Origin of the sequence: Herminiimonas aquatilis (genome assembly GCF_042665175.1) — a bacterium.
GTDB classification, from domain to species: domain Bacteria; phylum Pseudomonadota; class Gammaproteobacteria; order Burkholderiales; family Burkholderiaceae_D; genus Oxalicibacterium; species Oxalicibacterium aquatilis.
Map to the genome: position 1 here is coordinate 349,533 of NZ_JBHTCC010000002.1, position 22,350 is coordinate 371,882.

Annotated in this window: 20 protein-coding genes; 2 read left to right on the top strand and 18 right to left on the bottom strand. The window is 51.2% G+C overall.

Annotation, left to right across the window (positions count from 1 at the left end):
- Nucleotides 1-2 precede the first annotated feature (2 nt).
- The 15 genes from ACFQO0_RS11185 to ACFQO0_RS11255 all read right to left on the bottom strand — a co-directional run bounded on the left by ACFQO0_RS11185 (nt 3) and on the right by ACFQO0_RS11255 (nt 13,689).
- Nucleotides 3-473: a cytochrome c-type biogenesis protein gene (locus ACFQO0_RS11185; RefSeq protein WP_382234615.1), complete on the bottom strand. Its 471-nt coding sequence runs from the start codon at nt 471-473 to the stop codon at nt 3-5.
- Nucleotides 470-994: a DsbE family thiol:disulfide interchange protein gene (locus ACFQO0_RS11190; protein ID WP_382234617.1), complete on the bottom strand. Its 525-nt coding sequence runs from the start codon at nt 992-994 to the stop codon at nt 470-472. The genes ACFQO0_RS11185 and ACFQO0_RS11190 overlap by 4 nt, the downstream gene beginning before the upstream one ends.
- Nucleotides 991-2,952: a heme lyase CcmF/NrfE family subunit gene (locus ACFQO0_RS11195; RefSeq protein WP_382234619.1), complete on the bottom strand. Its 1,962-nt coding sequence runs from the start codon at nt 2,950-2,952 to the stop codon at nt 991-993. Before ACFQO0_RS11195 ends, ACFQO0_RS11190 begins: the two co-directional genes overlap by 4 nt.
- A 5-nt stretch (nt 2,953-2,957) precedes the next feature.
- Complete coding sequence (gene ccmE, locus ACFQO0_RS11200) at nt 2,958-3,404, bottom strand: cytochrome c maturation protein CcmE (protein ID WP_382234620.1); 447 nt, start codon at nt 3,402-3,404, stop codon at nt 2,958-2,960.
- On the bottom strand, nt 3,388-3,582 hold the full coding sequence (ccmD, locus tag ACFQO0_RS11205; RefSeq protein ID WP_382234622.1) for a heme exporter protein CcmD: 195 nt from the start codon (nt 3,580-3,582) through the stop codon (nt 3,388-3,390). Before ccmD ends, ccmE begins: the two co-directional genes overlap by 17 nt.
- On the bottom strand, nt 3,579-4,328 hold the full coding sequence (locus ACFQO0_RS11210) for a heme ABC transporter permease (RefSeq protein ID WP_382234624.1): 750 nt from the start codon (nt 4,326-4,328) through the stop codon (nt 3,579-3,581). The genes ccmD and ACFQO0_RS11210 overlap by 4 nt, the downstream gene beginning before the upstream one ends.
- On the bottom strand, nt 4,328-5,002 hold the full coding sequence (gene ccmB / locus ACFQO0_RS11215; protein WP_382235090.1) for a heme exporter protein CcmB: 675 nt from the start codon (nt 5,000-5,002) through the stop codon (nt 4,328-4,330). Before ccmB ends, ACFQO0_RS11210 begins: the two co-directional genes overlap by 1 nt.
- 5 nt (nt 5,003-5,007) lie before the next feature.
- Nucleotides 5,008-5,673, bottom strand: a complete 666-nt coding sequence (gene ccmA / locus ACFQO0_RS11220) for a cytochrome c biogenesis heme-transporting ATPase CcmA (RefSeq protein ID WP_382234626.1) — start codon at nt 5,671-5,673, stop codon at nt 5,008-5,010.
- Nucleotides 5,670-6,284: an SCO family protein gene (locus tag ACFQO0_RS11225; protein WP_382234628.1), complete on the bottom strand. Its 615-nt coding sequence runs from the start codon at nt 6,282-6,284 to the stop codon at nt 5,670-5,672. The genes ccmA and ACFQO0_RS11225 overlap by 4 nt, the downstream gene beginning before the upstream one ends.
- Before the next feature lie 532 nt (nt 6,285-6,816).
- Complete coding sequence (locus ACFQO0_RS11230) at nt 6,817-7,170, bottom strand: hypothetical protein (protein WP_382234630.1); 354 nt, start codon at nt 7,168-7,170, stop codon at nt 6,817-6,819.
- Nucleotides 7,171-7,672: 502 nt separating this feature from the next.
- Nucleotides 7,673-9,604: an FTR1 family protein gene (locus ACFQO0_RS11235; RefSeq protein ID WP_382234632.1), complete on the bottom strand. Its 1,932-nt coding sequence runs from the start codon at nt 9,602-9,604 to the stop codon at nt 7,673-7,675.
- 333 nt (nt 9,605-9,937) lie between these two features.
- On the bottom strand, nt 9,938-10,147 hold the full coding sequence (locus tag ACFQO0_RS11240) for a helix-turn-helix transcriptional regulator (RefSeq protein WP_382234634.1): 210 nt from the start codon (nt 10,145-10,147) through the stop codon (nt 9,938-9,940).
- A 111-nt stretch (nt 10,148-10,258) separates the two neighbouring features.
- Nucleotides 10,259-10,846, bottom strand: a complete 588-nt coding sequence (locus ACFQO0_RS11245) for an inovirus Gp2 family protein (protein WP_382234636.1) — start codon at nt 10,844-10,846, stop codon at nt 10,259-10,261.
- Between the two features lie 310 nt (nt 10,847-11,156).
- Complete coding sequence (locus ACFQO0_RS11250; RefSeq protein WP_382234638.1) at nt 11,157-12,290, bottom strand: hypothetical protein; 1,134 nt, start codon at nt 12,288-12,290, stop codon at nt 11,157-11,159.
- 259 nt (nt 12,291-12,549) lie between these two features.
- Nucleotides 12,550-13,689: a hypothetical protein gene (locus ACFQO0_RS11255; RefSeq protein ID WP_382234640.1), complete on the bottom strand. Its 1,140-nt coding sequence runs from the start codon at nt 13,687-13,689 to the stop codon at nt 12,550-12,552.
- Between the two features lie 461 nt (nt 13,690-14,150).
- Between ACFQO0_RS11255 and ACFQO0_RS11260 the strand changes: the two genes are divergently transcribed.
- The gene (locus ACFQO0_RS11260; RefSeq protein ID WP_382234642.1) at nt 14,151-14,357 is read left to right on the top strand and encodes an integrase arm-type DNA-binding domain-containing protein; all 207 of its coding nucleotides are present in this window, start codon (nt 14,151-14,153) and stop codon (nt 14,355-14,357) included.
- A gap of 27 nt (nt 14,358-14,384) precedes the next feature.
- Nucleotides 14,385-15,161, top strand: coding sequence for an alpha/beta hydrolase family protein (locus ACFQO0_RS11265; RefSeq protein WP_382234644.1), 777 nt, complete (start codon nt 14,385-14,387; stop codon nt 15,159-15,161).
- Nucleotides 15,162-15,478: 317 nt separating this feature from the next.
- On the opposite strand, the gene ACFQO0_RS11270 is transcribed toward ACFQO0_RS11265, so the two are convergent.
- The 3 genes from ACFQO0_RS11270 to ACFQO0_RS11280 form a co-directional block, all read right to left on the bottom strand.
- Nucleotides 15,479-15,997, bottom strand: a complete 519-nt coding sequence (locus tag ACFQO0_RS11270; protein WP_382234646.1) for a M48 metallopeptidase family protein — start codon at nt 15,995-15,997, stop codon at nt 15,479-15,481.
- 317 nt (nt 15,998-16,314) lie between these two features.
- Nucleotides 16,315-20,361, bottom strand: a complete 4,047-nt coding sequence (locus ACFQO0_RS11275) for a beta strand repeat-containing protein (protein ID WP_382234648.1) — start codon at nt 20,359-20,361, stop codon at nt 16,315-16,317.
- 71 nt (nt 20,362-20,432) lie between these two features.
- Nucleotides 20,433-22,115, bottom strand: a complete 1,683-nt coding sequence (locus ACFQO0_RS11280) for a ShlB/FhaC/HecB family hemolysin secretion/activation protein (RefSeq protein ID WP_382234650.1) — start codon at nt 22,113-22,115, stop codon at nt 20,433-20,435.
- Between the last annotated feature and the right edge of the window lie 235 nt (nt 22,116-22,350).

Here is a 22,350-nt window from a genome sequence, read left to right on the forward strand (position 1 = left end):
GGTCATTTTCTGCTCTCGGAAGATTTGTGTAGCAACGCTTCGGCGCGCTTTCGGTCGGCATTACTTAACGGTAGTACGTCGGGCTGGCCGCGTCGGCGCCGCAAGTGCAGCAAAAGAATGGCCAGACCCGCAGCAAGTAGGATTGCCGGTCCGAACCAAAGAAACATGGTCGTGGCTTTAAGCGGTGGGCGATAGCGCACAAAGTCACCGTAGCGCGCGACCATATATGCCATGATTTCTTCGTCCGTCTTCCCAACGGCGACCTGCTCGCGGATCTGCTGACGCAAATCGACCGCCAGACTGGCACGCGACCCGGCGATGGATTCGTTCTGGCACACCAGGCACCGCAGCTCAGTTGCGATCGCCATAACCCGCTGCTCCATCTGTGCGCTCTGATAGGAAGGGGCAGGATTCTGCGCCAAAGCTGGCAGTGCTAACGCAGCCCATAGCACTGCTAACACCCAGTGCTTCATTTCTGCAACTCCTGCACCAACGGTAGAATCGTGTCGCGTATGACAGCAGAAGTCACTGGGCCAATGTGCTTGTACCGAATGATTCCAGCCTTGTCGATGACGAAGGTTTCCGGCACCCCATACACACCGTAGTCGATGCCTACCCGCCCTTGAGCGTCAAATACGGATAATGCATAGGGATCGCCATGTCGGCGCAGCCACGCCAATGCATCATCGCGTGCGTCCTTGTAGTCCAGGCCAATGATGGGAACTACACCGCTTTTTGCCAAGTCCAGGAGGACAGGATGTTCATCTAGGCAGGCTGCACACCAGGATGCCCAGACATTGAGCAGCCACACTTTGCCCTGCATGCCCTGTGCGGAAAACGTTTGCTCGGGCGCGTCGAGCTGCCCCAAGGAAAAATCCGGTGCCGGCTTGCCTATCAAGGGAGAAGGCACCTCGCTGGGCTTTAACGTGAGACCCACACCAAGAAATGCCAACAGTACGAAAAAGCTAATCAATGGCCACATGAAGCGGTTCATGACGACGCTCCAACCGCAGCGCCTACTTTGCGTTGCTCACGCTGTTTTAATCGGTAGCGACGATCACTTATTGCAAGCAAACCGCCCAGTGCCATCAGCACGCAACCGCCCCAGATCCAGTCTATAAATGGCTTGTAATAAATCCGTACACTCCACGCGTTGCTGTCGAGCGGCTCTCCGAGCGATACATACAGATGGCGCAGTCCGTTGACGTCGATTGCTGCCTCGGTCATGGGCATGCTCGACGCAGTGTAGGTGCGCTTTTCTGGATGTAATGTATTGATTACGTTCCCGTCGCGCGACAATTCAACGTCGCCTACAGTAGCAATGAAATTCGCGCCTTTAGCCGGACGCAAACCGAGCAAGGTAAAGTCGTAGCCGCCGACACTGACTGTGTCGTGCGGTGCCATGCGCACATCTTTCTCTACGCCGTAACTCGTGACCAGCGTCACCCCTGCTACAAAGACCCCGATGCCTAAATGCGCCACATGCATCCCGAGCCAGCTGCGTGGCTGCCCCAATACGCCGCCACGGGTGGTTTTAACACGCTCAACGATGGCTACTGCAACACTGGTCATAATCCATGCGGCCACGCCCAGCCCCAATGCAGGCAGCAACGACCATCGGCCAAGGACAAACGGCAGCATGACACCTGCCAACAACGCAAGTATTGCAGGCAGCCTTAGTTGCTTGAGAATATCGAGGAGATTAGCTTTTTTCCAATGTGCCAATGGTCCTAACGCCATGAGCAACAGGGCCGGTATCATCAAGGGGACGAATACCGTATTGAAATACGGAGGGCCGACTGAGAGTTTTCCCAAGCCTAATGTATCAATCAGCAAGGGGTAAAGCGTGCCTAATAGTACCGAGCCTGCAGCCGCGACCAGCACCACGTTGTTGATTAATAAGAACGACTCGCGGGATACCAGTTCAAAACGCCCGCCCAAGCCGACCTTGGGCGCACGTACAGCAAACAGAAACAGCGAGGTTCCAACGACTACGGCGAGAAGAATCAAGATGAAAACGCCACGACGCGGATCGGTGGCAAACGCATGCACGGACGTTAATACGCCGGAGCGCACGAGGAAGGCGCCCAGAAGCGACAGTGAGAAGGTGCTGATTGCAAGGAGCACCGTCCAATTCTTGAAGCTGCCGCGCTTTTCCGTGACCGCCAGCGAATGGATGAGCGCCGTGCCCACTAGCCACGGGATAAAGGAGGAATTTTCCACCGGATCCCAGAACCACCACCCTCCCCAGCCGAGTTCGTAGTATGCCCACCAGCTTCCTAATGCAATGCCAAGCGTGAGAAAAATCCAAGCAGCCGTTCCCCAAGGGCGCGACCAACGTGCCCATGCTGCATCGAGTTGACCTGCTAGAAGCGCAGCAATGGCAAAGGCAAAAACGACGGAAAAGCCGACATAGCCCATATACAGCATAGGCGGATGAAAAATCAGGCCCGGATCCTGCAGCAAGGGATTTAAATCACGTCCTTCTAGAGCAGCCGGCAATAAGCGCTCGAAAGGGTTGGAAGTGAACAGGATAAACAGCAAAAATCCGGCTGCAACCAGCCCCAAAACGCCCAATACGCGTGCCACCATCGCATCGGGCAATTGCCGGGAAAACAGGCTCACCGCATAGGCCCAGCCGGTTTGCATCAACATCCACAGCAATAGCGAGCCCTCATGGCCGCCCCATACCGCTGCAATACGATAAGCAAGCGGGAGTAACGTGTTTGAGTTATTCGCAACGTAGGTAACCGAAAAGTCCTTGTCAATGAATGCCCAGGTCAGGCAAGCGAAGCTCACGACGATGAGGAAAAACTGAACGCGTGCGGCTGGTCGCGCAAAGGATATCCATGTGACGTTGCCACGCGCCGCACCAGCTAACGCCAAACCACCTTGTGCGATTGCGACAAAAAACGTGAGGATCAGGGAAAAATGGCCAAGTTCAGGAATCATGATGTTTATGGCCTCACGGTTTGAGCAGATTTCTTTGCCTGATCCATCGCATGCTGCGCTTCAGGGGGCATGTAATTTTCATCGTGTTTTGCTAGAACAGTTTCGGCACGGAATATGCCGTCGCTGCCAAGTCTTCCCTGTGCCACAACACCTTTACCTTCGCGAAACAAATCAGGAAGAATTCCGGTATAGATCACCGGCATTTCTTTGGCGGTGTCGGTAACAATAAACTTGACCGTGAGATCGTCGCGTTGACGCTGCACGCTGCCGGATTGCACCATTCCCCCAATCCGAAAGGCCTGGGCAGTCGGTGCTTCCCCTGCACTCACTTGTGTCGGGGTAAAGAAAAACACCAGATTGCTTTGGAATGCATTGAGTAACAGCGCTGCAGTAATGCCCAGTGTGGCTACGCCGCCGACAATCAGTGCAGTGCGCTTATAACGGTTTTTCATTCAACATTTCCTTTTTTAGTGCTGCCTCATCGTCCAAGACCGCCAACGCCGCTTTGCGCCGTAGACGCAGCGAGATCAGTTCCGCCATCAGACACATGGCTGTGACCGCAAAGGAGCCCCATACGTACAGGCCGTAGCCACCCATTGCCAAAAATTCTGCCGCGCTGTTCCAGTTCATTGCCTTACCTCACGCAACTCTTGGAGCCAGTCCGCATGCTGTTCCCGTTCTAGAATGATGCAACGTATGCGCGCAAGTGACGTCGCCGCCGCATACATCCAGCATGCTGCTACCATCAGCAGCATGCCGGTGAGCATTACGGAAGCCACGGAAGGCGCCTTAGTCAGCGACACGGACGCCCCCTGATGCAGCGTGTTCCACCACTGGACGGAAAAATAAATGATGGGAAGATTAATGACACCGGACAAGACCAGCACGGCGCCGGCTTTATCTGCTCGACGCGGATCGTCGATCGCAGATTGCAACGCAATAAAGCCAAGGTAAAGAAACAGCAGGATCAATTCGGACGTCAGCCGCGCATCCCAGACCCACCACGCGCCCCACATCGGCTTGCCCCATAAGGCGCCTGTCCATAGCGACAGGAACGTAAAGATGGCCCCAGTCGGGGCCAAGGCGGACGCCATCATGCCCGACAGGCGACTGTTGAGCGCAAGTCCTATCCCCGCCCATATCGCCATGACTAGATAAATGAACATGGACATCCACGAGACCGGCACGTGCACAAAGATAATGCGATAACCCTCACCCTGTTGCGCGTCAGTAGGTGCAATAAAAAATCCCACGAACAGGCCAGCAATGGCAAATAGGGCTGCTGCGACAGCGAACCATGGGACAAGCTTTCCTGCGAACGGATAGAACGTGCGCGGGGAAGAATATTTCAATAAGGTATTCACTCGTATTTCCATTATTCCAATGCAATGCGTAATGCAGCAGTCGTTGCCCATGGCGCAAAAAATGTTGCTAAGGCGAGCAGCGCGCCAAGCAACGACAAGTGAGCGTCGGCCGTCAAGCCCGAAGCTTGCGCTTCCACTGCACCGGCACCAAAAATTAACACCGGTATATAAAGGGGCAAAATCAGAAGTGACACCAGCACCCCTCCGCCACGTATTCCAAGAGTCAATGCCGCACCGATGGCACCGATTAGGCTCAGCACGGGTGTCCCGAGAGCGAGCGATAGCGCCAACACCACAATGACTGGCAGTGACAAATCAAATTGCAATGCCAGGATTGGTGTCAGAAACGTCAAGGGCAGACCCGACAGCAGCCAGTGCGCCATAATCTTGCCCATTACCAGCACACCAAGCGGGGCCGGAGATAAGGCTAGCTGCTCTAGCGTGCCATCCAGATAGTCTTGCTCAAACAATCGGCCTAGTGAAAGCATGGTTGCCAGTAACGCCGCCACCCACAGCACGCCCGGTCCAATGGTTCGCAGGGTGCTCATTTCCGGTCCAATCCCCAGCGGAAAGAGGCTCACCACGATGACAAAGAAAAACAGCGTGGTGAGCATGTCGGATTTGCGCCGCATGGCCAGCCGCAGGTCGCGGCGTACAACGCCTATTAACGCAGATGCAATGGTCATGTCGGTCATACCCCTAACCGCAGTGTGCGCACGCCTCTTGCCAGGGAAATGTCCTGATGGCTGGTCAGCACTGTCAATCCGCCGAGTGCTAGATGGCGGTCAATCAAAGCGGATAGCCACTGCATTGCATCAGTATCCAGCGCGGTAAATGGCTCGTCTAGAATCCAGACCGGTCGGTAATGCAGCAGCAACCGTGCAAGGCTCGCGCGCCGTCTTTGTCCCTGAGACAGAACGCGCACCGGCAAGCGCTCGCGCCCTGCTAGGCCAGCTTGATGCAAGGCTTCGCGTACTGCGTCAATAGTTACCGGCGTACCCGACAATGCCGCGGCAGCCAGCAGGTTTTCTTCTGCGCTGAGTTCGTCCTTGAGCGCATTGTGGTGGCCGCAGTACAGCAAATCATTTCGATAGTCATCCCCCAACTGCTTAATTGGCTGCCCTTTCCAACGCACACATCCATCTGCAGGCTGCGTCAAGCCGGCCAAGATGCGTAAGAGGCTTGTTTTGCCGCTACCGTTCGGGCCTTGTACCAAAAGACACGTACCAGTTCCGACTTGCAGTGTCAGGTTTTTGAGCAAACGCCGTTCGCCCCGCAAGCATTCCACGCCGTCAGCCTCAAGCTGGGCTGGGATGTGGGCGACATAACTGCTGCGGGCTGTTGTGATATCGCTCATTGCCCACTTTTTCCGTCAGACTGCGCCAACAAGGTTTTTATATCCCGAGTGATCACATCGGTCGAATGCTCGTCTCCTATGAAGAGACGGATGCGGCCTTGCGGATCGAATACGAAGATGCCACCGCCGTGGTCGACGGTGTAAAACCCATGCGCGTCTGGCTTCTGGCGTTGATAAAACACTTTGAACTCTTTCGCGATCTGTTCGGTTGCCTGCTCATCACCGTACAAGCCAACAAAGGAAGGATGAAACGCAGGGACGTAGTTCTGCAGGATGTCTGGTGTGTCGCGCGTAGGGTCAAGCGTCACGAGCAATACCTGTACGCGCTGCGCATCCTTGCCGAGGGTCCTGATCACTTCCGCCAGTTTGGCCAGCGTGGTCGGACATACATCTGGGCAATTCACGTAGCCAAAAAACACCGCGACAGCTTTCCCCCGGAAGTCGCTAAGGCTTCTGGGCTGGCCAAGGTGGTCGGTCAGCCGAAAGTCTGTGCCCCACTTCGCATTGGTAATATCGATCGAATTAAACTTCGGTGGTGATGGACGTTTTTCGCCACAGGCAACGAGTAATAGCGATAACGCGAGAATTAATATGTGGTGACGAATAGTCATGTTACATAGCCCAAGAATGCTGATACATGCGCTGTATCGTGGGAAAGATGATGATCCTTGTCATGCGAATCGATATCTCCATACAATTTCTCTCGGCTTACAAAATTTTCCCGCAAAGGTCGACGTTCAATACTCAGCTTTTGTATCATCGGTGCTTGCGCTTTTTTTCTCTGTGCGGCTGTCTGTGCCCCACTGTCTTTAAATGAGACTTTTGAATTGGCTTGCCTGCGCCCTTCCAGAAAACCAAAATGGCAATGAGCAAGAAGGCAATCACCGTACTACCGATGAAGTACGTCATTACGGGAGCAGGTATCGATCCAATTTGCGAACACATATGACAGGCTCCTCTTGCAGTGTTTCCGTGTATCCCTGTAGGGAGCTAGTTCTGAATCACTACGCTTGCACTCCGTTAGTGAAAAGGCACTAAGCAGGTGCTGCGCAAGCAGGAAATAGACCGCTGGCCAAAAGAGCGTAGCCGCATGTCCGGCAACACAAACGCCGGGCTATGATTCAGAATGGGTAAAAACCAGGGTCAGGCAGCGAGCGGCCACTGCGGGCGCTCAGGAGGCAGTACAGGACTTGATGGGGGAAGATGTGACACGACTTCCGCAGGCATGGAAGTAGAGAGGAAGATAAGAACGTCATGCAGCATTGCAATCAACGCAATACCGCTTGAGCTACATTGACTGCAATCGCGATCGGGCGTGTCGGATTTGGAGACGTCCAGATCGGGGACATCGTCCAACCCTGTTTGCGTATTAGGAACGCAATCTAGGCACTGAAGAAGCTTGACGTTTTCTGCTTGCTGGCAATATGCATCTCCCGCGCTCCATGCTACCTGAAGCGGAAAGATGACTAGCGCAAAAATCAGCAGAAGTTTTTTCATTGCTCGCGGATTATAGTCGTGATGGATTCTGGCCGCAACCTAAAAGCCAAATACCTGTTCGCGACACTGTTATAAAATTTGAATGGCCGTAGGCACAGACTCTTGTTATATAGTCAACCAAGTTCCATCCAAAGCACATGAACATGCGAAAGGGACTTCATGCTCCCTTCCCAACCTTCCATTAGGGCTGACCATTGAGGAAATTATCAGGCTTATCGAACTGCAAAAGAATCCGACTAGCTATGCAACGACCTCAATCAATTGATTGAGGATCATTTAGAAGACGTCGAACGGCAGATACAGGCGCTCAATACGCTGCAGGTTCAACTCACAAATTTACGCCACAGTTGTGACCGGCAGCGTACTTCCAGTCAATGTGGCGTATTGCATGCCCTGACAGCAGAACAATTCAAAACAACCGCAATGGTTAAAACCGGACGTTATTGAGGTACTGCCCAGTACCATTGAACATCTCGCATCTACCGGGCAGAGAATCTGCATCCTATTTTTTTGACGATCGAACGTTATAGATGACGCTGGCAACAATGATTACCAATATCAACAGTTGGGCAATAACGGTTTGCGTCGTCGGATAAATACCAAGTAAATCGACTTGTGGGAAAGAGATCGGCGTTATGTCGAATATGCCAACCTTCTGCAAAGCGGCAACCCCCTTGCCGATCATGACAAAGGCGAGCATCGCAACCAATGCCGAGCTAGCCGCAAAGAATTGGCCAATAGGCAAACGCGCAGATGTTCGTAATAGAACGAAAGCCACTACCGCCAGAATCACAATCGCGGCGCCCATGCCTAGCAGCATATACCCACCATTTCCGCCGGTCCATAGAGCGGCGTAGAACAGGACAGTCTCGAATACCTCGCGATAAACTGTCACGAACGACAGAATGAAAAGCATGAATGCGGATCGACGATTGAGCGCCGACGACAATTTCTCCTTCACATAGGCCTGCCAACGGCCTGCCATGCTCTTTTGGTGCATCCATATACCAACACCTAGCAGTACGACCGCCGCAAATATGGCTGCGAACCCTTCAGTCATTTCTCGACTTGCACCACTGAGATCGACCAGGTAAGTCGCAACGGCCCACGTGACGCCACCACCAATTAACGCTACTACCCACCCGGCATGGACATATATCAAGACGTCCTTGCGGTCCGCTTTTTTCAAGAATGCTACCATCGCCACAACGACAAGAAGCGCTTCCAGTCCTTCGCGAAGAAGAATAGTGAAAGCGCCTAGGAACGCAGCAAGCCGATCATCGGTAGCGGTCGTTAGCGCGTCCTGTGCCTGGGTCAGCATCATTTGCAGTTTTTGTTCAGCCTCTTTTGCTTCCGTTAATTCGCCGCGGTTAACGATTACCCGGAATGCGCCCATTCCCTTTTCCAAGTCATTGAACAACGCTTTGTTTTTTGCGGACAAGGCCGGTTCCGCAATTTCAAATCCATCTAGATAGGCAGACACCGCCAAGCGAGACGCATTTGCCTTATCACCTGCCTGTAAGGCTTGCACGCTTTCTGCGAGCCGTTTCTTGGCCAATGCGAGGCTGTCATCGTTCGACGCCATCACTTGACCTGGCTCGCTGCGCAAATGCGCCAGCAGCGGACGTGCATCTTTGCCTATCTGTTTTTCCAGCCCCGCCTCAGTCGCTTGGGTCAGCGCATTCAGGTCTGGTATCGCGTTGCGAAGCGAGGCATTTTCGGCACGCGCTTTTTTTCCGGCTTCCCGATCGACGTCACTGTACGCCAGCGTAGACGCAAAGAATGCGATGGACCAACGGTCGTTCTCTGACAGTTGGGTAAAAGCTGGCATTGACGTGCCTGCAACGCCGTGGGAAATAATTTGCTGAAGCGAAAATACGCTTCGCTCTCTGGCGCGTTCGTGATCGGAAAAAGCGATCGGTGGTGGATTCAAACTCTTGGCAAGTGGCCCATCTCCGTGTCCTGCAGCACCATGGCAAGAGGCGCAGTTCGCTTGATAAAGCGCTGCACCTGTTTTCAGATCAGGAGCCTGAGTTGGGGACAGCGGAACAGGATAGACCCTCAGCACGTCGGCTGCCAATGCTCTCGATTGCGTCGCGACTTGTTCGGGCGATGCTTTGGCCGCAATCAGAGCGCGTAATTCACCTGATTGTTGGACCAGCTTTAAGCTCGCATCTGTTTTCGGCAATTCCGACAGTTGCTTTTCAGCGTTAGCCGAAAATTCTTCCATCTCTGCGTATTCGTCTATGCTCACGACGACGCCATTTTGTACGGCAGCACCGTAGTCAACTGCGAGGTAATCCAGAACTTGCCAAATCTGTTTGGCTTTGTCTTGCGTTGCCGTGTTCTGCGCGTAGCTGACGGAGCTGCTCACCAAGGCAATAAAAAAAAGCGTGATGACGAAGATTTGATACTTAAAACGAGCAACCTGCATGATTTATCACAGAAATGAGAAGTATTCCATTTTAGACTTGAAGTGCTGAGTTTGGAAGAATGTTCGAGGAATTACTGCAATTGATCTTCTGACTGCTCCAAAGGACGACGATGTAACGTCCGCTTCTGGCCGAAAGCAGCCGTCTGGTCCCGACCCAAAGCGGTCATTCATTAAGCCAACATGCACTTACTTTCTCAGGTCAGTTTGTTTGAATATTGACCTGAGTGTTTTTCCACCACCAGATGTACCAAGGGGCAGGATGATCTGAGTTCTAGTAAGGGCTAAAGCTTTCGATTGTATTACTGCAAGGTCGGCAGCAACCGCTGTGTGCATTTATGCTTTCCGGGCTTGCTGGACACGTACTTGAACCCATGCCTCCACCTCACTTTTTAACCAACGTGAACTGCGTCCGAATTTGATCGGACGCGGAAATTCGCCGTCTTGGATCAACTTGTAGAACCATTTGTCCGTCAATCCGGTTAAACGGGTCATAAAACTCATATCGACAAACTGATCTTCCAAAAGGGAAATGGTAGTAGACATCGTGTGCTCCTGTCTTGGTGAAAAGGCAGAAGTGGTTGCCGATAGAAAGTTACCGGTCACTTCTCTACACGATGTGCGCCACAATAAAAAACTATCCAAAAAACTACGCAATCAACGACTACAGCCAAAGGAGCGTTGACCGTCTCCGTACTGTTTGGTGAATTCTTTGGCCAAGTAATTCGCCCTATCTAAAACTATTTGCAGTTGCGGCATGAATTCAGGTGAGTTCTTATCCATGAACATAACTCCTCTGTCAGGAAAATGTACCAACTGCTGGTATCCGAGAAATGGCAAGCCCAAGGCGCTGCTCCAAGCTTGGCGAATCATGCATGCTAAGTTCCCTGATTCATCATTGAAATCTCCCAATGAGTAATAAACATCCTTGTTCAGCAATGCCAAAATATGAAAATGCATCTTACCGTTGCGGTGTCCGACTTCCCGTACCCACACGTATTTCAAGATACAAGTGTGATTACGCCCCCAAGCCTTATTTTTGTGCTTTAGGCCAACAGCTATTTTGGCTTTAAGTGATTCAAAAAAACGGGTAATGATGGAATTGGACATGTCTATGCCACCAAAATTATCGGGCAGTCTGAGATCTACCCGGATGGCTGTTACCCGGTTATGAATTTGCAAGGCAGTTGCTACGGTGGCAGCAATGCTGGCTTGGTAGGCGGGATTATAGGTAAAAGTATTCATAGCGTTTCTCCATTTGAATGTGTACATATGGAGTAATACTTTGATTATTTTTTCACCTTGCTTCCAACCGAACTATCAGGGAATAATTGATGATGGTTTATTACGTCTTGAATGTAGGCTTGCTTCTCTATATCTATCTCAGCATTTACTGAACTATCTATCTAGTACCTTCCCTCTTTATCTATACTACTAAACCAACAAGTTGACGTACTCTAAAACAAGGAAGATCTGCCACACAATTCGCGACAATCAGGCTAATAAACAGGAGCACAGGAGTGTTTCTACTCTGAGATTAATTGAACGTCACCGGTCAATCAAAATTACTTTTAGACCAAGATCGACGTCGTGCGGGCAGCCGTAAACGCTGGTATTTGAGATCCCGAATAAAAACACTTTCTACCAAGTTTGAAACGGCTTCTGAATTCTTCGATGTTTCAATCATCGTATTGATTTTTATACCAGGGGCAAAAGGAACGCTTCTTAGGTTTATATCAGTCACCCCAAATACATGGTCTGCCCATATTAAATTTAAATGGAGTTTGAGTAATTTGATGTTTGAGCATGCTTCTGGCGTAAAAAACAGCAGTAGTATGCATTGAGGATCGGACGAGTTTGCACCGGTCAATTTGATGAGATGGCCTACTACCTCCCTATTGAGCTGCTTCTTCACACTGGAAGCGAATACAGATGCGTGCTCGAAATGATTCAAATAGTTTGCGGGGAAAGCCCTTGTTCGCAATATGTTTATGCTTGGGAGCATGCTAAGCAGCCGGGATCTCTCCTCACTAGAAAACGAAAGAATTAAAGGGAGAACACCGAATCTAGGACAGGTATTTTTTATCTTCTGCAGACACTCCTGCAGAGAATGCTTTGTTTTGAACATCTCGTCGTATAGGCGCTTATTGCGACTTCGTGCCCATGGCCTGTTCATAAGTGCAAGTACTCCACGCATACTTCTTTGAAGCGCCTCGGTTTCGTCAAACCCTAATTTGATATTGCTTAGATATTCAATTCGATGTTTTTTTCTGATCTCGTCCGCTGCTCGAACCAAAACTTTACGAAATATTCTTACATTTGCTGACTCAGCATATATGTCGGAATTCCAGCTTAATTCGATACCGGTATCATCGCCTAGGCCTAATATTTGTTTCTGGTAAAGGTCAATGCAAGCGACAAGTCGCTTTCCAAGACCTGAAAACTCACCACAATTGATTTCATCATTCCAATTGAAATGCGAGCATGGCACCTCATTGGCCAAAGATATGTAGAGGTGGATTGCTTTACGCAGCATCAGACTATCTCCAAGCTTGATGCGACTACCCGCTTTACCTATTAAATACCCTATTTTGAAAAGCGGCTCACCATGGCCTTTCAAGGACGCACTAGCATCTTGAAAGCTAATTCCTATCCCCGCTTCAACTACCTCAATCTCGCGTCTATGCATTTCGATAACTCTAAATAATGCGGTGAAAACGTCTTATCGCTTGCAACTCGGATGTAATAAATCTCTTTTTTAAAGTAGTCCTTTGGCAGATGGGATTGTGAATATCAAGGAATAAATAAAATCTGTACTTTAATTGACGAAATTAGCTAATTTCACACATAAACTACTTAACTATTTTATATTAAAGAATAATTAAATCATCTTTAAGATGCTAAAAACAACGAAAAAGAGATTGAGATTTGCAAATTATCTGACAACATTATTTAAACTGTTTTACGAAAAGAGTATGTTGTTTTTTTAAGCCGGGCGTAAAACTAGGAGCGCAAGGAATTCTAAATCCTGGCCTTATGTATCGCCGTTCTATTGTCATAAAGTCAGCCAACTGCTCAAGCGCTTGGCAGGAATGGAGAGAGGGGACACTCCCGATGGCTTTGTTTTTATAGCCCTTCTGGGTTGGATCCATAGCGATCGCCCCAAAGGCAATGTTGTTGTTCAAAAAACGGGAATTTAGAAGAGATAAAGAAAAGTTCTTGTCCTGAGTTAAAGCGTTTTTCGAGAAAACCAATGCAAGGTGACCAATCGTTCCTTCAAAACCTTCTAAGCCAGCCCGGGATAAAGCGCTAGGAAAAATGGAATGTATCGCACATATCAGGTTATTTTTTGAAAGAGAACTGATTCGATCATAAAGAATACTTAAATCGCTTTTATAGTGATTGGAGCCGACGATGGCACTTGAAGCGAAAATGGCTTCGGTAGAGATTTGAAATCTATGAAGAACAATATTTTTGTGGAGCGCTATCTGTTCGACTATGGTGTCTAAAATTATTTTCCGGTCAGAATTGCTTGCCCTAATAAAGAGCGCCTCTTCCCTTTTGTAATTGGCAGATTGAATTTCCTGCACTGCTTCATCGGGCGTTCGGATCAAAATTAGTTTGGCAAAGGGGTGAGAAAAGTTCATGTCGCATGTGTACAGCTCTCTCTCCAGACAAAATTTAGCCTTTCCAAAACTATCGCAGTAGAGTTTACCTATTGTTTGTTTGTCTACCGACAACGACCTATGTCTGTCCAATCTACCCTTGGAAGCCAACAACTTGGCGTAGCTAATTGCTAGATGCAAATAAACTAAAAACTGTTTGGGACGGGTGAAAACGTAGGATATGGGATCATTCCCTTTAACATATCCCTCTGACAAATTGTAAATACTGGCTTGATCGGACGCCTCCCAAAGAATTTTGGCATCCTCACATTTCTGTTTTAGCGTATTTAAGATTTTGATGTCTTGTATGTACGCCAAATCATCTTGTAAAAAATCGTCATCGAATCTGCATATTTCTTTTGGGTAGCGGAGATCGTAGCTTTTTTGTTTTTTCTTCTTTTCTTTCATCGTGTCTAATTTCATATGCAAAACGATCTAAACCTACGGAGTCCAAACACACCTATGAATTCTCAATTGGATGAACACAGCACAGATGAGCGCTGTCGCGAGTGCCACGAAAATGAGATAGGCTGCGGCCGACCTCTATTATGGTGTCATAGCAGGTAATTCGTAGTGTCTTGCCGCATGTGCTTATAAATAGGCATTTTGTCTAACCGGGAATCACATGCTGGTATATATGTTGGTACAAAAATATTAAAATTAAATATTTTCTTATAAATCAATTTGTTATAACACCAATCGAGTCCGGCTCTCGCACCAGTCGTACATGCAGTAAAGTCCAAAGTAGTCCAAAAACCCGTATCAAGCCCCGTGCTGATGCGGGTTTTTTGTTTTATGGCGTCTTTTGGGTCCATTGCAATTCAACCCTTTTACAGCCACACTTGCATCCATCCGGCCTTATTCAAAAAATGCATGGATGCAAAATGCACAAACTCGTAAAACCACTCACTGACACACACGTAAGTACTGCCAAACCGTTTGAAGGAAAAGTCCAGATATTGGCTGACGGCCTGAGCATGTATCTTGAGATCACAGCAGCGGGTACCAGAATATGGCGCATGTCATATCGTCAGGAAAATGAAAAACAAAACCGCTTAACCTTCAGAACATATTCCGCATTCATCAATTAAGTGGAATTTGCATACTAAGGACCGAATATGGCATCGCAAGTATTTGATTTTGAGGGACCCAAAGGCTATCGACTATCCGGACGCATTGAAGGTCCGGAAGCGCCGCATGCATGGGCGATTTTTGCGCATTGTTTTACGTGCGGCAAAGACAGCCTGGCTGCGACGCGCACGACACGCGCTTTGGGTGTGCGTGGTGTAGGCGTGTTGCGTTTTGATTTTGCCGGCTTAGGGGCGAGTCAGGGTAAGTTCGGCGATTCGACTTTTGCGGCAGATGTGGCTGACCTGATTGCTGCCGGACACGCAATGACGGCCGCGGGCAAGGAACCTTCATTGTTGATCGGTCATAGCCTGGGTGGCGCTGCGTCTTTGATGGCGGCAAGCATGATGCCCAATATTCGCGCGGTCGTAACGATCGGCGCACCATACGATTTAAAAAATGTACTGCATCAGTTCGATCCGGCCGCTTTAGAAGAAATCGAAGCGAACGGAGAAGCTGAAGTTCATTTGGCTGGTCGTCCTTTTTTTGTTCGTAAGACTCTGATCGATGCTTTGCGCGAGAACAATTTGCGCTCGCACATCGCAGACTTGAAACGGCCACTATTGGTAATGCATGCACCAGGTGACGACACTGTATATGTCGACAACGCCGCACATATCTTTGCCGCAGCAAAACATCCAAAAAGCTTTATTTCTCTCGACGATGCTAATCATTTGCTCACGCAACAACGAGATGCTGACTATGTGGCTGACCTCATAACCGCTTGGTCTTCGCGTTATCTGCCGATGAAGAGTGATGCAGGCTAAATCAGGCTTCTAACATCAGAATCGGATCTTGCCTGCTGGGCGTAGATGAATCTGAGATAAATCACCCCGCAGAGGTTTTCTCGCTCTGCGAATGTGCGATACCACGCAAATTCTACTCGTTGAGAGCAACAGCTTGAACGCGTATTTGTCGAGAGAAGTCGGAGAACGTCGATCACTTCATCTTCCTACTTCGGCCCAGCCTGATGGGTTCAATCCATAAGTGGCTCAGTCGTCGATGAAAGCGGTAGGAGCGGGTCAGGTACACATAAATACCTATCTTGCGGGTGGTTACACGATTTCCTGCTAGTCGCTCGTACTTATACAGCCTCAGCCTGCCCGCCCCACAAAGCCTCGCCCGCCAGATCGATATGGGTCAAGTACAGTCGTAGATCAAATTCGAACTGATGGTAATCCGGCTCCATGTGCTGGCACAACTTGTAGAACGCCTTGTCGTGCTCTTTCTCTTTCAAATGCGCCAGTTCATGCACGACGATCATCCTCAGAAACTCGATCGGCACGTTCCTGAATACGGAAGCGATGCGGATTTCATGCTTGGCCTTGAGCTTGCCACCCTGCACTCTGGAGATGAAAGTATGCATCCCCAGCGCATGCTGAAGAACATGAATCTTGTTATCAAAACCCACCTTGCTGATTGGCTCAGCATTGCGCAGGAATCTGCTTTTCAAATCCAACACATATTGATACAGCGCCTTGTCGGTACGGACTTCATGCGCCACTGCATATTTTTTAAGCAGCAAGCTCGCCAGTTTTTTTTCCGCAACGAGACCCTGAACCTGTTTCTTTAAATCTTCGGGGTAACCCGCCAAATATTTCATTTCGTGCTTCAAAAATACTTCCAAAATAAAAATGGGAGGTTAAATCAACGACAAGGATTCTAAGACTGATCTGTTTCATGCAGATGCGCACGGCATCGCCAACGATAAGTTATGGACGACTGACTTTGCGCAATCAGAAAAGTCAGAATTTCTACGATCGCATACCCGTACAAAGCTTAGCGGAAAAGTCACGTGATCATTCCTGGATGCTTGTTCTCGCCGACTTTTCCATGATTGATGTAGACATAATGAAACTGGCTCGCAGCAATTCAAGCATGTCGATAAAGTCAGAATTCATCGATCAATACCTGAAATTTTTAATTCTTGTCTTCGCGCTCGTCGCTTGATCGCTCACCGGACGGCAATTTTAAGCCATCACCCTTGATCAAAAGATTCAAGCCGATTAATTCGCCAGGTATCGAAACGATGGAGGATAAAATTGATACCGGTTCATCCCCCGTTGTCGAGGTTGTCAAATCACTGCTCTTGCGATTCAATAGCATTTTTTCGCCTGCCATCCCAGTCTGCAAAGGCATAGAAAACGTGGTCGAAACCGCACTGGTGATGGCGCCCTGATTGCGTGTATCGAGATCAGGCATATTCCCAACCGCAGGGGTTACCGGCGCAGTGATATTAGCTGTCAGGCCGGTGGGTTGCGTTACTGAATAATTTCCCGCAGAGGTACCGGCGAGCGTGACCGCTGCCGCAACTGCGATTCCATTCCCGGGCTCCCGCGTGGCAAATGTCCCTGCCTCGATCAAGGTCACGCTATCGCCAGAGATCAAGCCTGCCAGCGTGCCGCCGACGAGTGTAGCCAGCGTGGTTCCGTCATAGACCTTGTTCTGCGCGGTTGCTCCGACAACTGTGAGCGACTTGGGTGTAATTGTGCTGCTGGTATTGTCGGTGTACGTAACGTTGTAGTTGCCGCCACTATTGCCGTCGGTGACGGTGACGCCTGTAGTCGTCACCGTCTTGGTGCCGATGCCAGCATTTTTGTCGGTGAAAGCGAATGTGCCGCCGCTGAGCGCATCGCTACCGAACAGCGTACCGCTAGCCACGGTAGCCGTGCCTGCTGCCGTCAAGCTGCCATCATAGATTTTGCTGACATTGCTGGTGCCAAGTGTCAGGTCGGCTTTATTCACCGTCAATGCGCCATCGACGTAGCTGATGATATAGCCCTGCTGATTAGAATAGAGACCGCCCGGCGTAATGGTGGAGCTGCCGACATTAATCCCGCTACTGTAGCTGACCGTGCCGAGCAGATTGCCATTGGGTATAGTGGAATACGTCACGCCGTTGCCGCCGGTGGTGCCCAATCCGTCATAAGTCTTGGTCGCACTGTTGGCGGTCACTGTCAGAGCCGTCATGAAAGAGCGCAGCAAGGGCGATGTATGACCATCGTACCCAATCCAGGTATTGGAAAAATCCCAACCGGGATTCACGTTGTCATTGGCAACCGTGGCAGAGTTGAAATTGGCTTGCGTATGCATCTGCGCAGTGGTCATACCGATGCCGCCGGCTGACGTCGCCAGGCCGGATGTCTGCGTATCCCAGAAGCTATTGCTGACAGTGTGGATATTGCTACCTACCAAACCGCCGACACTGGTGGTGCCGGAGACCGCTCCAATCGAGTAACTGTTTGCGATGCTACCGTTATTGCCGTTGTAGCCCACCAGGCCGCCCACCCTTTCGACGCCGGTGACATTGCCAGTCGCGTAGCTGTCGAAAATATAAAAGGCGAAACCATTTTCACCAACGAGTCCACCGACGGAATTGGTACCGATAATGTTGCCGGATGCATAGTTGCGACTATTGATAACGCCACCGTTTGTTGTCCCGAACAATCCGCCGACTCTGCTCTGCCCACTAACGGCACTGGATGAGTAACTATCGTTAATCGTCGCAGTGTTGTTGTAGCCCACGAGCCCACCCACCGAATCCGTTCCAGCGACCTGGCTGTTAGCGGAATAACTGTTGGTCACATTGCCGGTGACTGACTGCCCGATCAGTCCGCCAACGAAATTGTGGCCGTTTACAATGCCAGTAGCGTAGCTGTTTGTGATCGTGCTGTTATTGCTGCCTGCCAAGCCACCGACGTCATCGATGCCGGTTACAGCACCAGTCGCGTAACTATTGGTGATGCTATTGGAATTATTACCTGCAAGACCACCGACCCGGTTGTTTCCGTTCACTGCACCGGTGGCGTAGCTGCTAGCAACCGAGCCATTGCTGTTATTGCCAATCAGGCCACCGATATAGTCGGTACCGTTGACTGTCCCGGTCGCAAAGCTGCCGGTGACCGTGCCCCAGTTGATCCCCATCAGCCCGCCGACGTTACCGACGGCGCTGCTCACATTGCCAGTGGCGTAACTGTTGTTAACGGTTCCACCACCCGGCCCCCAACTCAATCCTACTAGCCCGCCTGCCTCGCCATTTGGGCCACCAACCACATTACCTGTTGCGTGACTATCGACAATGGCACCGCCGTCGATGACGCCGACCAGCCCACCTACTGTCTGGAAGCCATAAACGCTACCGGTTGCATAACTATTGATCAGCGTACCGCCGAGCGCGCCGACGAGTGAGCCAGTGCCCCACATATTGCTGGCGACGCTGCCGCCGATCAAACCCACATTGCGAACCATCGAGCCCGCGGCGGTGTAGCCGAACAAGCCTGTAAAGTTGCTTCCGGTTCTATTGATGAAGAGACCGGAAACCGTGTGACCCAGTCCATCAAAAATGCCAGCGAAGCGCGAAGGATCAGTACCTATCGGCACGAAACCCGCACCTGCGTTCCAGCCCGATGTCGCGGTCGCATCGATGTTCGCACCCAGCGCATAGTTCAGCGTCGTGTTGCCGTTCATCCCCTGCAGATCGGCGGCAGTGGTACTGCCCGCAGCACCGAGACTGGTGATCACCGTGTAGGCTTTGACGACGCCGTCCGAGCCCTGTTTAGTGGTGAAATTTGTCGTGCCAGCGGTTAAGTTGACGGATGCGCCGTTGCTGGTAGTGACCCGGCTGGTATTGCCCACTGCCGCTGCACTCTGCCCGAATTCCAGCGCCAGGCTAGCGGTGGCCGACGCGTTCAGGTTGGCGTTGATGTTGATATTGTTTTGCGCATTCAAGGTCAGTTTGTGGGCCGACCAGCTCACGGTGTCATTGACGTTGACATTGCCCGCAGTGCCGCTACCGCCTGAGATGCTCTGGATGATGATGTCGGTGCTGCCCAGATTGGCCGACAGCGCCGCACCGGTGATGTTGCCGCCGGATGCCGCAATCGTGTAATCAGTAGGGTCGATCAGCCAACTGCCGGTCAGACCTTGCGGTGCCGCAGTGGTGATGCGCGCGCCGTCCTTCACCTGAACATGCGCTGCAGAGGTTTCAATAAAGCCGCCGTCGCCACCATTCGGCGCGCTGGCATCGAGCTTGCCGTCGACGTTGACTGTCCCGCTTTGCATGTCGCCCAGCAGTTTGATCACGCCATTATGGTTTTCAATCGTCTGGGCCTGAATCACGCCGGTATTGTTGACAACAGTCTGCAGCAGATTGCCGGCCGCCTGCGCGCTCAGCAGTACCTGCCCGCCATCGGCTTGAATCATGCCGCCATTACTGACCAGCGCATGCACCGCGCCCTCGTTGATTGCAACATTCAGTAAACCGTCGCCGACAACATCGAGCGTGATCGCATTGCCGGCAGCAAGTGCAACACTGCCCAGCCTTGCATTGATGATGCCTTCATTGGAAACATTTGCACCCAGCAGCGCGACATAGCCACCATCGGCATTGATGCTGCCCTGATTGAGGATGCTACCGCCACCCGCGCCGGCAAACGTGTACTTGCCTGCCATGAAGTCGTTATCGGAAATATTGAGCGTCGATGCGACCAGCCCGCCGACGTTGACCGATGCGCCTTTGCCGAACAGAATGCCATTCGGATTGACGAGGAACACCTTGCCGTTGGCCGACAGACTGCCGAGTATGCTCGATGGATCGGCACCGATGACGCGGTTAAGCGCGACTGAATTGATGTTGGGCTGTACGAAATTTACCGTTTCCGCCGCACCGATATTGAAGCTCTGCCAGTTGAGCACCACGTTCTGGCTACTCTGATTGATGGTCATGCTGCCATTGCCGCTGGCGACAGAAGCGCTGCCGGCCACGACTACACCATCGACCGGCAAAGCGTAGCTGCTGACTCCAAATGCCAGCAGCAACGAGCCTGCTAGCGCTTTCAATGCGAACCCGGCTTCCGTCATGACACTTGCGCCCGCCGACACTTGCTTGCCGCCGGTTCTGGTGTTCTCTGAAACTGCCGTGAATGTGCCACTCCGACTATTCCAGATCGAGCGATAAATGTGGTTCATGATGGACTTTCTGTTGTTCCTGAAGACTGAGTACAGTCCATGTTCGTTGCGATACCTGCCCTATACGGCGTTCAAAAATATTTGGCCGCCTGTAGCCAGAAGCGTCCCGTCTCATCCGGTGCCGACATTGCTTTCGCATTACCCAGCTTGTAGGCGTAATACGCCCTTATCATGAAATTGTTGCTGTCGAACCAGTTAAGTCCTATTCCCGCGCCACTCAGGGTTCGACGATTTTGTCCGCTGGCCCACGGGTTTTTGTTCAGCATCGCCGTGCCGGTATCGACAAAACCGATTAAATGCATCTGCCCCGACTGCCACTCCGAAAAGTGCGGCAGCAGCGCTCTGGCTTCCAGATTGATTACATACCCTTGGTCGGCATACGCTTCGCCTTCCGGATAAGCGCGCACGCCATTCAAGCCGCCCAGTCCCATCTTTTCCGAGGTATCCAGATTTTTTGAAGCGAGCTGGCCATTGACTGCAGCATAAAGTGAAATGTTATCGGTCAGGCTTTGCAGACGCACTGCGTTAAATCCGAGCTTGTCGTAATGGCCGTTGCTTTGCACTGTCGCAGCATCGGTGGCAAGTGTCGCCGTGCTCCGGATATCGATCTGCCCAGTGCTCCATGTAAGCGCATATGTACTCAACCCGCCACCGCCGAAACCGTCCCGACGATCACCGGTCAGGCTGGCCATTACCACCCGGGCTTTCTTGTCTGCGAGGGTAGCGGTCGAATCCACCTTATCCTGAAAGGTCTTGGCATCGAAATTGATCACTGCATACAGATTATTGCTGCGTGAACGAATCAGCGGCACGCTGCCATAGACGCTGGCAATCTGCGCCGTGCCGTTCGCCTGCAGGCTCTCGAAATCCTGTCCCAGAAGGTAGTGCATGCTGGCATAGGCGACGCCGGCTTTGGCGCGGCCGAACTGCGTCTGATAGGAAGCGCGCGCATAGTTGAGGCCGGAGCCTGACGTCAGCGCCCGCAACGTTGCAACATCGCCATGACCGGTAAGGTCATTGATGCTAACCGTCGTGCCAATTCGATTAGCGCCGGTATAGCGATTACCTCCATTGTCGACATCAACGGCTCCGCTTACTCGCTGGCCCGGTGTTACATCGACGATCAGGTCGGAGGCACCGACTGAAGCACCAGGCACCAGGGTCGATCTTACGTTCACACCCGGCAGGTCAGACAGCAGCAGCAGGCTGGTTTCCAGCGGAGCGATAGCAACTGCATCGCTGCTGTTCAGATTACTCAGCAAGCTGCGGGCCACATCATCCGAGAGATTGCTACTGTTGCGCAAAGTGACTTTGCCGTAATGACCTTCAAGCACGGCGATTTTCACCGCGCCGTCCTTGATGTCTTGCGCCGGAAGATAAGCTTGCGCCAGCAGATAACCGTGCACATGGTAGTGGCGTGCAATCCTGGATGCCATACCGCGCAGGTCTGATAATGTCAGTTCGCGACCGCTAGTGAAGCCCGTCACTTCCAGCAGCGCGGCTTCGGCGTATACGTGTGCACCCGTAATTTGCAGGCTACGGACAAGAATTTTCTGATTATCAGAGGCGGCGGCAACAGGTTCAGCGCCCTGTTCAATACGAATGTCAGTAATTGTTGTCGCGGGAATACGAGGCGCTTGTTCTCGTTCCATTTGTTGGTTCAGCGAGCCGGCGTTCGGAGGTGTTTGGGCAAAAACGATGCCGCAAGCTACCAGTCCCAGCGGCAGCACGGCTTTTGAAAAAAGGAAATTCAAGAATTACTTTCAGTTGGGACATGAATCGTTCCATGATAAAAGTTTTCCTGTAGAAAGTCACCGAGCGAATCTGAGCAGTACGACGACGGCACGATTACTTAAGCGTATCGTCCTGAATAACAACAAGTCATAAAAACAATACTAATTACATTTTTGAGCATGGCCAGCAGCGGCGACTGCCGGCAGAGTCGACAACAAGGCTTAGTAAGAAAGAGCTAGCTGACTTTGCTCCGGG